The sequence below is a fragment of the Streptomyces sp. NPDC033221 genome (genome assembly GCF_055577005.1).
Window position 1 is genome coordinate 180,086 of record NZ_JBVIQN010000004.1, and the last position, 12,925, is coordinate 193,010.

Genomic DNA, 12,925 nt, shown 5'->3' on the forward strand with positions numbered 1-12,925 from the left:
CCCGAACCAGGAGCACGCTTCCACCATGCACCACACCACTGACAATCGCCCTGACCAGGCATGTTCTCGCCCCACGCTGCTGCTCGCGATGGAACCCGGCCTCGCCGGACGCCTGTTCGCCGACCAGCACCGCGACCGTCTGGCGGCCCTGGCCCGTACCGACCCGCGCCTGGTCGCCCACGACTTGGCCGACCCGTCCCCGGCCGTGGCCGCCGCGCTGGCCGACGCCGAAGTGCTGCTGACCTCGTGGGGCGCGAGCCCGCTGACCGCCGCCGTCCTCGACCGGGCACCGCACCTGCGGGCCGTCGTCCACGCGGGCGGTTCGGTCAAACCGTATGTGGGACGGGCCTGTTGGGACCGCGGCATCGCCGTCACCTCGGCGGCCGAGGCCAATGCCCAGCCCGTCGCCGAGTACACGCTCGCCGCGATCCTCTTCGCCAACAAGCGCGTCCTGCACACCGCACACCGCTACCGCGCGCTGCGCGCCCCCCACAACTGGCACCAGGAGCTGGAAGGCGCCGGAAACCACCGCCGCGCCGTCGGCGTCATCGGTGCCTCCCGCATCGGCCGCCGCGTCATCGAACTCCTGCGACCCTTCGACCTGCGGGTCCTCCTCCACGACCCGTACGTGGACGAGGACGAGGCCACCCGCCTCGGCGTCACCCGCACACCCCTCGACGACCTCTGCGCCGCCTCCGACGTGGTCACCGTCCACGCGCCCCAGCTGCCCGCCACCCACCACCTGCTCGGCGCCCGCCAACTCGCCCTCATGCCCGACGGCGCCACCCTGATCAACACCGCCCGCGGCGCACTCGTCGACGAGGAGGCTTTGCTCCCCGAACTCGTCGCCGGCCGCCTCAACGCCGTACTCGACGTGACGGACCCCGAGCTCCCGTCCCCCGCATCACCCCTCTACGACCTCCCGAACGTCCTGCTCACCCCGCACATCGCCGGGTCACTCGGCGGGGAACTCCACCGCATGGCCGACCAGGCCCTGGACGAGGTCGAGCGCTATACGAAGGGGCTGCCGTTCCTGGATCCGGTCCGTCAGGAGGATCTTGGGCGATTGGCCTGAAGCGGGGGCCCGGGGGGAGTGGGTGGGGTGAAGTGGGCCCGGCTTCGGAGTCAACGGGACGAGGCCCGGCCCCCTCGAAAGGGGACCGGGCCTCGAACGGCTGTGAGCTGCCTCAGTGGGCGTGCCCGTGACCGTGACCGGCCTCGGGCTCCTCCTCGGCCGGCTTCTCGACGACCAGGGTTTCGGTCGTGAGCAGCAGCGACGCGATCGACGCGGCGTTCTCCAGCGCCGAACGGGTGACCTTGACCGGGTCGATGACGCCGGCCTTCACCAGGTCACCGTACTCGCCGGTCGCGGCGTTGAAGCCCTGGTTCTTCTCCAGCTCCGCCACCTTCGAGGTGATGACGTAGCCCTCAAGGCCGGCGTTCTCCGCGATCCAGCGCAGCGGCTCGACGACGGCACGGCGCACGACGGCGACACCGGTGGCCTCGTCGCCCTCCTTGCCGAGGGAGCCCTCCAGCACCTTGGCGGCGTGCACCAGGGCGGAGCCACCACCGGAGACGATGCCCTCCTCGACCGCGGCGCGGGTCGCGGAGATGGCGTCCTCCAGACGGTGCTTCTTCTCCTTGAGCTCGACCTCGGTGGCCGCACCCACGCGGATCACGCAGACGCCGCCGGCCAGCTTCGCCAGGCGCTCCTGGAGCTTCTCGCGGTCCCAGTCCGAGTCGGTGGACTCGATCTCGGCCTTGATCTGGTTGACGCGGCCCTCGACGTCGCCGGAGTTGCCGCCGCCGTCCACGATGGTCGTGTCGTCCTTGGTGACGGTCACGCGGCGGGCGGTGCCCAGCACGTCCAGACCGGCCTGGTCCAGCTTGAGGCCGACCTCCTCGGCGATGACGGTCGCGCCGGTCAGCGCGGCCATGTCGCCCAGCATCGCCTTGCGGCGGTCACCGAAGCCGGGCGCCTTGACGGCGACGGCGTTGAAGGTGCCGCGGATCTTGTTGACGACCAGGGTCGACAGGGCCTCGCCCTCGACGTCCTCGGCGATGATCAGCAGCGGCTTCGAGGAGCCGGCCTGGATGACCTTCTCCAGCAGCGGCAGCAGGTCCTGGATCGAGCCGATCTTGCCCTGGTGGATCAGGATGTACGGGTCCTCCAGGACCGCTTCCATCCGCTCCTGGTCGGTGACCATGTAGGGCGAGAGGTAACCCTTGTCGAAGGCCATGCCCTCGGTGAAGTCCAGCTCCAGACCGAAGGTGTTGGACTCCTCGACGGTGATGACACCGTCCTTGCCGACCTTGTCCATCGCCTCGGCGATCAGCTCGCCGACCTGCTTGTCCTGGGCGGACAGACCGGCGACGGCGGCGATGTCGGACTTCTCGTCGATCGGGCGGGCGGTCGCGAGGAGGTCCTCGGACACGGCCTTGACCGCGGCGTCGATGCCCTTCTTCAGGGCGGCCGGGGAAGCACCCGCGGCAACGTTGCGCAGGCCCTCGCGGACCAGCGCCTGCGCCAGCACGGTGGCGGTGGTGGTGCCGTCACCAGCGATGTCGTTGGTCTTGGTCGCCACCTCCTTCACCAGCTGCGCGCCGAGGTTCTCGTACGGGTCGTCGACCTCGACCTCGCGGGCGATGGTGACACCGTCGTTGGTGATCGTGGGGGCGCCGAACTTCTTGTCGATGACGACGTTGCGGCCCTTGGGGCCGATCGTCACCTTCACGGTGTCGGCAAGCTTGTTGACGCCGCGCTCAAGGGCGCGACGGGCGTCCTCGTCGAACTTCAGGATCTTCGCCATGAGTTACGTGTCCTTAGTCGTTCTCTGCAACGAACTGCGCCCCGGGAAACCGGTTGTTTAGACGCGGGAACCAGGGGCGCAGAACAAGGCAATCTTCGGTGAATTACTTCTCGACGATCGCGAGCACGTCGCGCGCCGAGAGAACGAGGTACTCCTCGCCGTTGTACTTCACCTCGGTGCCGCCGTACTTGCTGTAGAGCACGACGTCGCCGACGGATACGTCGAGCGGAAGACGGTTGCCGTCCTCGAAGCGGCCCGGGCCCACGGCCAGGACGACGCCCTCCTGGGGCTTCTCCTTGGCAGTGTCCGGAATGACCAGGCCCGAAGCCGTGGTCTGCTCGGCGTCGAGCGGCTGGACCACAATGCGGTCCTCGAGCGGCTTGATGGCAACCTTGGAGCTGGCGGTCGTCACGATCCGACCTCCCCCTTCGGAGATCTCACGGGGTTAACTGTCTGAGGTGGCGACCAGGTGGATCCGTCGTCGCGGGTGCCGGACCTGCCCGTCGCTGTGTTTGGCACTCCCCGGTGGAGAGTGCCAGGGCCGAGACTATGACGCGGTTAGCACTCGGTCAAGCGGAGTGCCAATTTGCTCGCGGCGCGTCTTGGGTGGGGCGGGGGTCCGTACGGCACCTTGCCCAGGTGGAGGGTTCGGCAATCCTGACCTGCGGGGCGCTGTGCGCTGCGCGCTGTGCGCGCGGGGGTCGGGTGAAGGGTCGCCGCTCTTGGTGTGAACGTTCGCGCTTCGCGCGAGGGGTGGCGCTTCGCGCCGGGTTCGCAGGGGTTGGTTTTTGGGTGCGGGTGCGCGCAGGGGGCCAACTCTCCCTCCCGTGGCTCTGCGACTCCCGGCCGGTGGGGGGAGGGGAAAGATGGTGACTCTGGTTGGGCGCCCACCCTGTGAGGAGGCTCGCGGGGCGTGGGGCGCTGGGAGGCCGTGCGCATCACCCGGCTGTGGACTCGGCCCCAGAGCCTTGTACCCAGCCCGACCCCCCAGGAATGGTCCCGAACCGTGACAATGTCCCCATGCACATACTGGTCGTCGAGGATGAAGAAGGGCTGGCCGACTCCTTGCGGCGGGGGCTGGCTGCCGAGGGGCACTGGGTTGACGTGGCGCGGGATGGTCACCGGGGGCTGGAGCTCGCGCTGACCGGGTCGTATGACGCGATCGTGCTGGATGTGATGCTGCCGGGGCCCAGCGGGTACGAGATCTGTGGGCGGCTGCGGCGTGGCGCCGACTGGACGCCTGTGCTGATGCTGACCGCCAAGGACGGCGAGTACGACGTCGCCGAGGGGCTGGACGCGGGCGCCGATGACTACCTGACGAAGCCGTTCTCGTTCGTCGTGCTGCTTGCCCGGTTGCGCGCGCTCACCCGCCGCGGCCGTGCGGCGGAGCGCCCCCGTACCCTTCAGAGCGGCGATCTCACTCTGGACGCCGACGCCCGCCGCTGCCGCCGCGGGGACACCGACATCGAGCTGACCGCCCGCGAACTGGGCGTGCTGCGCTGTCTCATGGCGGGCGACGGCCAGGCGGTCGCCAAGCGGGACATCCTCGACGAGGTGTGGGACTCGCCGGCCGACGTGGACCCCAACATCGTCGAGGTGTACGTCTCGTCGCTGCGCAAGAAGGTCGATGTGCCGTTCGGCCGCCATTCCATCCGTACCGTGCACGGCACGGGCTATCGGATGGCGCCCGATGAGGGCTGACCGCCGGCCACCGCCCCGGGCCGGGAGCAGCCGGTTCCGGACCCGGCCCGCGTCCATGCGCGGCCGTACCGCCGCGGCCGCCGCCCTCGCCATGGCTCTCGTGCTGGCCGTCGGCGGCGGCTGGCTCTACGCGCTGCTGCGCGCCAATCTCCTGGACAACACCACCAGCCGTACCGAAGTCGCCGCCCGCAAGGTCGCCGCGCAGGCGGACACCGGCGCGCTGCCCGAGGTGCTGTCCTCGCCGGCCGACGGCGTCGACCTGGTGCTGGTTCTGGACGCGGCGGGCCAGGTCGTGGCCACGAGTCTCCGTACGGCTGATCCGCTCGCCGCCGAGCTGCGGGGTTTCCGGCCGGCCCCGGGCCAGGATTCCGCCGACCGCGTCATCACCGGCTCCCCGGCCGCGGCGGCGGGCGGTACGCGCGCGGACGTGGTGGTGGTCCGTGCCACGCCGCCCGGTGGCAGCGGGCAGGAGCGGGACGGGGAGCGGTATGTGTACGCCGTGACCGTGCTGTCGGACGTTGACGACGCCACGCACGCCATCGGCGTCGCCCTGCTCGCCAGCGCCCCGCCACTGATCGCGCTGGCCGCCGCCATCGCCTGGGCGGTGACCGGGCTGGCGCTGCGGCCGGTCACGGCCATCCGGACGGAGCTGGCCGCCGTCAGTGAGAGCGAGCTGGCCCGGCGGGTGCCGGATCCGGCGGGCGGCGATGAGATCGCGCTGATGGCCCGTACGGTCAACGCCACCCTGGACCGGCTGGAGCAGGCCGTCACCCGGCAGCGCCAGTTCGTCGCGGACGCGTCGCACGAGCTGCGCAATCCGATCGCGGCGGTGCGGTCCCGGTTGGAGGTCGCGCTTGCGGATGGAGCGCGCGGAGGGGGGTGGGGCGGGGTCCGTGGCACGGCTCCTGCCGGGGCCGGTGGGTCCGCTGCGGCTCCCGCCGAGGGCGGCGATCTCCGTGACTCCGTGCGTGCTGCCTTGCGTGATACCGAGCGTCTCCAGCGGATCGCCGCCGACCTTCTTCTTCTCGCCCGGCTCGACGCGCACGCCTCGCGCGCGGCGGAGCCGGTGGACCTGGCTCTGCTGGCGGCGGATGAGGCCGCGCGCCGTCCGGCCGGTGGTGGGCCGCGGCTGGTTGTCGAGGCCGGTGAGCCTGTTCCCGTACGGGGTGATCCGGTGCAGCTGGAGCGCCTGCTGACCAACCTCGTCGACAACGCCTTGCGGTACGCGGCCTCCGAGGTCCGTGTCACCGCGCGCGCCCAGGGGCGGGAGGGCGGCGTCGGCACCGCTCAGGCCGTGCTGGACGTCGTGGACGACGGTCCGGGCATTCCGGAGGCCGACCGGGAGCAGGTCTTCGAGCGGTTCGCCCGCCTCGACGCCGCGCGCGACCGGGAGACCGGCGGTACGGGGCTGGGTCTGGCCATCGCCCGGGGTATCGCCCGCGCGCACGGCGGGGACCTGACCGTACGGGGCAGGGCGGACGGGCGGCCGGGGGCTCGTTTCGTTGCCGTCCTGCCCGTGCAGGTCGGGCACCCGCACTCCGGTCATACCTGAGTGCCTCTTCAGAACCTTCAGATTTCCTTCAGCGCCGTTCGGCCAGCCTGTTCGGATGAAGCACCGTCGCAGGCTCACCACTCCGGACGCGGCGCGCCCGCAAGGGCGTCGGCGTCGGGCCCGGCACGGGCTCATGCCCCGGCGCCGTGTCGTGCTGCGCAGGCTGGCCCTGTGTGTCTCCGTGCTCGTGCTGTGCACGGCGGGAGCGGGCTGGTACCTCTACCGGGATCTGGCCGCGCGGATCGGCTCGTCGCAGGCGCTCGGCGACGGTGCGCCCAAGTCGTCCGGCGGGGCGACCAACATCCTGCTGATGGGTCTGGACAGCCGCCGGGACCAGAACGGCGACGACCTGCCGAAGGACGTGCTGGAGAAGCTGCACGCGGGCGCCTCGTCGGACATCGGCGGCTACAACACCAACACGCTGATCCTGCTGCATGTGCCTGCCGGTGGGGGGCGGGCCACTGCGTTCTCGATTCCCCGGGACGATCTCGTGGACATCGTCCCCCAGCCACCGCCGGGGGGACCCCCAGGGCACGGCAAGGACAAGATCAAGAAGGCGTACGGGCTGGCCAAGGCCGCGGCGGAGGACCGGCTGGCGCGGCAGGGCGTCACCGATCACGACCGGCTGGAGCACGAGGGGCGGGAGGCGGGCCGGCGGGCGCAGATCGAGACGGTGCGGAACTTCCTCGGTGTGCCGGTCGACCACTTCGCCGAGGTGAACCTGGCGGGCTTCCTGCACATCGCGGACGCGCTCGACGGCGTACCGGTGTGCCTGAAGCACGCCGTCAAGGACCGGTACTCGGGAGCCGACTTCCCGGCCGGACGGCAGACGCTGGACGGGCCGCAGTCGCTGGCCTTCGTCCGGCAGCGGCACGGTCTGCCCGCCGGCGACCTGGACCGTACGCGCCGCCAGCAGGCGTTCCTCGCCTCCGCCACACACAAGCTGAACTCGGCCGGCACCTTCACCGACCCGCTGCGGCTGGTCAAGCTGATGGATGTCGCCAAGCAGGACCTGGTGATCGACGAGGGCTGGGACCTGCTGTCGTTCGTCCGGCAGGCGAAGAACCTTTCGGGCGGGAATGTACGATTCAGCACGCTGCCCGTGGAGGGGTTCGCCAAGCATCACGGGGAGGACGTGAACCGGGTGGATCCGGACAAGATACGGCGGCTGGTGGCCCGGGAAATCGGGCCCGGAAGCGGCCGGTCCACCGCTCCCACCAGCGGTGACGCCCCCGGTGACGGGCCTGTCACACCCCGCTCACCTGCGGGAACCCTGGAACCGTCGCCCTCGTCTTCCCCGTCGACGGTGGAGTCCGGTTCCGGGACGGGTGGTTCCGGGCAGACGGCTCCCATGATTGATGGCGGAGGCATCCCGTGCGTGGACTGACGAGCTCGCTCCGGCCCCCCGGGAGGCCGGAGAGCGACGCCGAACGCACGATGACGTTCGCGGCTCTCGCCCAGGCCCCGAACCGGCGGCGTACGGAGATGTGGCTGCTCGCCTTCGCCGTGCTGATCACGGTCTTCGGCTACACGTACACCGGCCTGTCCATGAACGGCCGGCTGCCCGCCGGGCTGCCGGGCTTCGCCGCCGCCATCTTCTTCATGGCGCTCGTCCCGCACCTGGTCGTCCGCCGCTTCGCGCCGCGCGCCGACCCGCTGATCCTGCCGCTCGCCACGCTGCTGTCCGGCCTCGGCCTGGTGCTGCTGAACCGCCTCGACATCACGTACGTGGCCAAGCCCGGCCTGCACATGGCCCCGGCGGCGGGCGGGCAGCTGGTGTGGACGGTGATCGGGGTGGCGGTCTGCACGGCCGCGCTGATGCTGCTGCGCGACCACCGCTTCCTCCAGCGCTACATCTATCTGACGATGGCCGGCGCGCTGGTGCTGCTGATGGCACCGGCGTTCTTCCCCGGCGACACGTACGGCGCCAAGCGCTGGATCTTCGTCGGGCCGCTGTCGCTGCAGCCCGGCGAGTTCGTGAAGATAATGATCGCGGTGTTCTTCGCGGGCTATCTGACGCTCAACCGTGACGCGCTGGCGCTCTCCGGGCGCCGCGTCATGGGCGTCCAGCTGCCGCCGGGACGCCAGCTCGGGCCGATCTTCACCATCTGGATCATCAGTCTCCTGGTGCTGGTCTTCGAACGCGACCTCGGTACGTCGCTGATCTTCTTCGGCCTCTTCGTGATCACCCTCTACATGGCCACCGAACGCACCAGCTGGGTGCTGTGCGGCCTGGCCATGGCGGTGATCGGCGCCGCCGTCGTCGGCACGACCGAACCGCACGTCAAAGGCCGGGTCGTGGCCTGGCTGCACCCCATGGACATCTTCCTGCCCGAGAAACAGCGGCCGCCGGGCCTGGTCTCCGAGCAGGCCGCCCAGGCGCTGTTCAGCTTCGGCAGCGGCGGCATCAGCGGCACCGGCCTGGGCCAGGGCCACCCCGAACTGATCGGCTTCGCGGGCAACAGCGACTTCATCCTCACCACCGTCGGCGAGGAACTCGGTCTGTCCGGGGTGATGGTCGTCCTGCTCCTGTACGTGCTGCTCGCCCAGCGCGGCCTGCGCGCCGGCCTCACCGCCCGCGACCCCTTCGGCAAGCTGCTGGCGGTGGGCCTGGCCAGCGCGCTGCTGCTCCAGGTCTTCGTCGTCGCGGGCGGCGTCACCGGGCTGATACCCCTCACCGGCAAGGCACTGCCGTTCCTGGCCAAGGGCGGGTCCTCGCTCGTCGCGAACTGGGTGATGGTCGCGCTGCTCATACGGATCAGCGACAGCGCGCAGCGCCGGCGGGAGCCGATAGGACAGCCGGGCGGGCGCGCAGGCCGTCGCGGGCGCCGCGCCCGCGACGCGGCGGTGGACCTGGACGCGACGCAGGCCACGCCCCGCGTGGTGGCGGCACTGCCCGCACCGGCCCCGCCCCAGCCCCAGGCAGGCGGCCGCGCCGCAGGCCACGGCCGCCGCTCCCGCGGCTGAACCCGCATCCCGCGCCCCGCCGCCCCCGTACGCGCGCGCTGGCCCACAATGGACCGGGTGAACCAGGCGAACGACCTCGACTCCTTCTCAGCGCTGCACACACCCGAAGGCCAGGCACTGCTGGCCGAACTGCGCGACCACGATCCGGCCGACGAACTGGCGACCGCGACCCGGCTGCGGCGCGACCACCCCGCGCCGCTGGTCTCCGCCGCGCTGGGCCAGGCGCGGCTGCGCCAGCGCGCCGCCGCCAAGTTCGGGGCGGACGCCGCGCGCATGTACTTCACGCCCAACGGCGTCGAACAGTCCACCCGCAGCACGGTCGCCGCCCACCGCGCCACCCGCCTCGCCGCCCTCGGCGTCCGCTCGCTCGCCGACCTGTGCTCCGGCATCGGCGGCGACGCCATCGCCCTGGCCCGCGCCGGCATCCACGTACTGGCCGTCGACCGCGACCCGCTGGCCTGCGCGGCGGCCCGCGCCAACGCGGAAGCGCTGGGGCTCGCCGACCGGATCGAGGTGCGCTGCGCCGACGTCACCGAGGTGGACACCGCCGCGTACGACGCGGTCTTCGTCGACCCGGCACGGCGCGGCGGACGGGGCGGACGCGGCGGACGGATCTTCGACCCCGAGGCGTACTCGCCGCCGCTGTCCTGGGCCGTGGCGGCCGCCCGGAAGGCCCCGCACGCGGCCCTGAAGATCGCTCCGGGCATCCCGCACGAGGTCGTACCGGACGAGGCGGAAGCGGAGTGGATCTCCGACGGCGGGGACGTGAAGGAAGCCGTCCTGTGGTTCGGCACCGCACCGGGCGCGCGCCGCGCCACCCTCCTCCCGGCCGGTCACTTCCTGCTGGACACCGGCCTGCCCGACCCGGAGCCCGGCCCGGTCGGCCGCTGGCTGTACGAGCCGGACGGCGCGGTCATCCGCGCCCACCTCGTCGCCGAGGTCGCCCAGCAGGTGAACGGCCGCCTCATCGACCCGACCATCGCCTACGTCACGGCCGACGCACACCGCCCGACCCCGTACGCCACCGCCTACGAGATCACCGACACGCTGCCGTTCAACGTCAAGAAGCTCCGGGCACTGCTGCGCGAACGCGGCATCGGTGTCGCCGTCATCAAGAAGCGCGGCTCGGCCGTCGAGCCCGAGGAACTGCGCAGGAAACTGAAGCTCTCCGGCCCGCACTCCTGCGTCATCTTCCTGACCCGGGTGGCCGGCGCCCCCACGATGCTCCTGGGCCGGGAGGCCCCTACGGCGCCGAAAGACTGACGCTCACGCCCGGTCCGTCAGCTCCTCCGCGAACACCTGCGACAGGGGCTGCGGCCCGACGTACTGCTGACAGGTGCACTGCCCCGGCTCGTACCTGACCGGCTTGCGCTCCTCGTCCCAGGCCGTCGGAACCTGCGTCACCTCGTGGCACTTGCCCTGCTTGTCATGCTTGGCGAGGTGGTGCGTACACCCGCACACCGGCTCCGGCGACCGCTGCGCCGCCTCCAGTTCCCGCCGCTCCCGCTGCGAGCTCTCCAGCCGCTCCATCTTCCGCGCGTGCCGCGTGCTCATCGCCTTCCGGCCCACGTCGGCGACCTTGGCGAAACCCCCCGCCATGAAAAACGCGAACACCCACCAGATCCAGTTCACGGCCTGTCCCCTCCCCCGTCACCACATATGTCAGCTGTGGCCAGGGTATGACCTGGCGTCAGGGGGTGGGGCGGGCAGGGTCGGCGGCGGCTCACACCGGGATACCGCGAGAAGGTGCTTCGGGTTACCGCGCGGGGTGCTCCGGACTACCGCGCGGGCAGCTCCGGGGCCTTCACACTCCTTCGCAGGCCACGGCGGTGTGCGCGGCGTCCAGGATGCGGCCGAGTTCCGCCGCGGCGCCGCGGGCCTCTTCCGCGTTGTCGGTGGCCACTGCCAGGTCCTCCAGCTCCCGGTACCTGGCGGCGGTGGCAGGGTCACGCTGGATGCGTACGTGGACGGCCCACTGCGTCGTGAACCGCCGCAGCGGCAGGGGGGCGGAGCCACACAGAGCCTGGTCGGCAGCCCGGGAGAGTTCGCGGACGGAGGCCGGCAGTGCCGCGGGCACCAACTGCCCCACAGCCTCGTGCAGCCGCGTGACCGAGACCGAGGCCGGGTGCTGTGCAACGAAGGGGTGTTCGGCGGAGCTGGCGGGCATGGGGCCTCCATGGGCGGGGTGAGGGTGTGGGAGGCCCGGCCGCTGCCCGGTCGCGCGCCTACGAGTACAGGTTGTCCTTGCTCAGCTCGTGGAAGTGGTCGTGGTCGTGCCCATGGCCGTGCGCGTGTCCGTCATGGTCGTGCTCCGGCCCCGGTACGTGCGGTTCCGTCACCGGCAGGGACGAGTCGGCCGAGAGGTCCCACGCGGAGGCGGGGCGGTTGCGGGCGACCATTTCGGCGCCGAGGGCGGCGACCATGGCGCCGTTGTCGGTGCAGAGTTTGGGGCGGGGGACGCGCAGCGTGATGCCCGCCTTCTCGCAGCGGTGCTGGGCCAGGGCGCGGAGCCGGGAGTTGGCGGCGACGCCGCCGCCGATCATCAGGTGGTCGACGCCGTTGTCCTTGCAGGCGCGTACCGCCTTGCGGGTCAGGACGTCGACGACCGCTTCCTGGAAGGACGCCGCGACATCCGCGACCGGGACCTCCTCGCCCGCGGCGCGCTTGGCCTCGATCCAGCGGGCGACGGCGGTCTTGAGGCCGGAGAAGGAGAAGTCGTAGACCGGGTCGCGGGAGCCGGTCAGGCCGCGGGGGAAGCGGATCGCCTCCGGGTCGCCCTCGCGCGCGTAGCGGTCGATGACCGGGCCGCCCGGGAAGCCCAGGTGCAGGACGCGGGCGACCTTGTCGAACGCCTCGCCCGCCGCGTCGTCGATGGTCGAGCCGAGGGGCCGTACGTCGGAGGTGATGTCGGGGGCGAGCAGCAGGGAGGAGTGGCCGCCGGAGACCAGCAGGGCCATGGTCGGCTCGGGCAGGGCGCCGTGTTCGAGCTGGTCGACGCAGATGTGCGAGGCGAGGTGGTTGACGCCGTAGAGCGGCTTGCCGAGGGCGTAGGCGTACGCCTTGGCGGCCGAGACGCCGACCAGCAGGGCGCCCGCCAGGCCGGGGCCCGCCGTGACGGCGATCCCGTCCAGGTCGGACGCCGCGACGCCGGCTTCCTTCAGGGCGCGCTGGATGGTGGGGACCATCGCCTCCAGGTGCGCGCGCGAGGCCACTTCCGGCACCACGCCGCCGAAGCGGGCGTGCTCGTCGACGCTGGAGGCGACGGCGTCCGCGAGGAGCGTGTGGCCGCGCACGATGCCGACGCCGGTTTCGTCGCAGGAGGTCTCGATGCCGAGGACGAGCGGTTCGTCAGCCATGGGCCTGGGTTCCTTGTGCGGGGGGAGGTGAGGAGGGGGTGCCGCCGGACGGTTCCGCGGGGAAGCCGGCCGGGGATTCGGAGGGAGTTTCGGAGGGGGACACGGTGGTACGGCGCATGACCAGGGCGTCCACGTTGCCCGGCTGGTAGTAGCCGCGCCGGAAACCGATGGGCTCGAAGCCGAACCGTTCGTACAGGCGCTGGGCCCGGGTGTTGTCGACGCGGACTTCGAGCAGCACCTCGGCGCATTCGAAGGCGGTGGCGGCGGACAGCAGCTCGGTCAGCAGCCGGGCGCCGAGGCCGGTGCCCCACTGGTCGCGGGCGGTGGCGATGGTCTGGATATCGCCGGTGCCGTCGACGGCGGCCAGGCCGCCGTAGCCGACCAGGCGCCCGTCCAGCTCGGCGACGAGGTAGCGGCGGTTGGCGGCGGGCCCGCGCGCGTACGCCAGCTCGGACCAGAACATCCCCGCCGACCAGGCGTCCTCGGGGAACAGCCCGCGCTCCAGGTCCAGGACCGGCGCGATGTCCCACCAGCGCATC

The 12,925-nt window shown here is 71.8% G+C and carries 12 protein-coding genes; 6 read left to right on the forward strand and 6 right to left on the reverse strand.

From position 1 onward, the window contains the following. Positions 1-25: 25 nt before the first annotated feature. Positions 26-1,075, forward strand: coding sequence for a hydroxyacid dehydrogenase (locus ACZ53K_RS06630; protein ID WP_468832563.1), 1,050 nt, complete (start codon positions 26-28; stop codon positions 1,073-1,075). Positions 1,076-1,187: 112 nt separating this feature from the next. Here the strand turns inward: ACZ53K_RS06630 and groL are convergent, their stop codons facing one another. After that, positions 1,188-2,810, reverse strand: coding sequence for a chaperonin GroEL (gene groL / locus ACZ53K_RS06635; protein WP_468832565.1), 1,623 nt, complete (start codon positions 2,808-2,810; stop codon positions 1,188-1,190). Between the two features lie 103 nt (positions 2,811-2,913). Next, positions 2,914-3,222, reverse strand: coding sequence for a co-chaperone GroES (gene groES / locus ACZ53K_RS06640; protein ID WP_019329594.1), 309 nt, complete (start codon positions 3,220-3,222; stop codon positions 2,914-2,916). A gap of 608 nt (positions 3,223-3,830) precedes the next feature. On the opposite strand from groES, the gene ACZ53K_RS06645 reads away from it, so the two are divergent. The 5 genes from ACZ53K_RS06645 to ACZ53K_RS06665 all read left to right on the forward strand — a co-directional run bounded on the left by ACZ53K_RS06645 (position 3,831) and on the right by ACZ53K_RS06665 (position 10,293). Then, the gene (locus ACZ53K_RS06645; RefSeq protein WP_468832566.1) at positions 3,831-4,511 is read left to right on the forward strand and encodes a response regulator transcription factor; all 681 of its coding nucleotides are present in this window, start codon (positions 3,831-3,833) and stop codon (positions 4,509-4,511) included. Positions 4,512-4,566: 55 nt separating this feature from the next. Continuing rightward, positions 4,567-6,063 carry a sensor histidine kinase gene (locus ACZ53K_RS06650; protein ID WP_468832568.1) on the forward strand — a complete coding sequence of 499 codons (1,497 nt, stop codon included), beginning with the start codon at positions 4,567-4,569 and terminating at the stop codon, positions 6,061-6,063. A 133-nt stretch (positions 6,064-6,196) separates the two neighbouring features. Beyond that, on the forward strand, positions 6,197-7,450 hold the full coding sequence (locus ACZ53K_RS06655) for an LCP family protein (protein ID WP_468832569.1): 1,254 nt from the start codon (positions 6,197-6,199) through the stop codon (positions 7,448-7,450). A 50-nt stretch (positions 7,451-7,500) separates the two neighbouring features. Continuing rightward, complete coding sequence (locus tag ACZ53K_RS06660; protein WP_468832800.1) at positions 7,501-9,030, forward strand: FtsW/RodA/SpoVE family cell cycle protein; 1,530 nt, start codon at positions 7,501-7,503, stop codon at positions 9,028-9,030. Positions 9,031-9,078: 48 nt separating this feature from the next. Beyond that, a complete protein-coding gene (locus ACZ53K_RS06665) occupies positions 9,079-10,293 on the forward strand; it encodes a class I SAM-dependent methyltransferase (protein WP_468832570.1) in 1,215 nt (404 codons plus the stop codon). 3 nt (positions 10,294-10,296) lie between these two features. Here ACZ53K_RS06665 and ACZ53K_RS06670 read toward each other — a convergent pair whose 3' ends face one another. The 4 genes from ACZ53K_RS06670 to rimI form a co-directional block, all read right to left on the reverse strand. Then, positions 10,297-10,662 (reverse strand): hypothetical protein, encoded by a 366-nt coding sequence (locus ACZ53K_RS06670; RefSeq protein WP_468832571.1) that lies wholly within the window; start codon positions 10,660-10,662, stop codon positions 10,297-10,299. A 172-nt stretch (positions 10,663-10,834) separates the two neighbouring features. Beyond that, positions 10,835-11,197, reverse strand: a complete 363-nt coding sequence (locus tag ACZ53K_RS06675) for a hypothetical protein (protein WP_468832573.1) — start codon at positions 11,195-11,197, stop codon at positions 10,835-10,837. Between the two features lie 58 nt (positions 11,198-11,255). After that, entirely contained in the window at positions 11,256-12,386 is a 1,131-nt protein-coding gene (gene tsaD, locus ACZ53K_RS06680; RefSeq protein ID WP_468832574.1) for a tRNA (adenosine(37)-N6)-threonylcarbamoyltransferase complex transferase subunit TsaD, read from the reverse strand. Beyond that, a complete protein-coding gene (gene rimI, locus ACZ53K_RS06685; protein ID WP_468832801.1) occupies positions 12,379-12,924 on the reverse strand; it encodes a ribosomal protein S18-alanine N-acetyltransferase in 546 nt (181 codons plus the stop codon). The genes tsaD and rimI overlap by 8 nt, the downstream gene beginning before the upstream one ends. Between the last annotated feature and the right edge of the window lies 1 nt (position 12,925).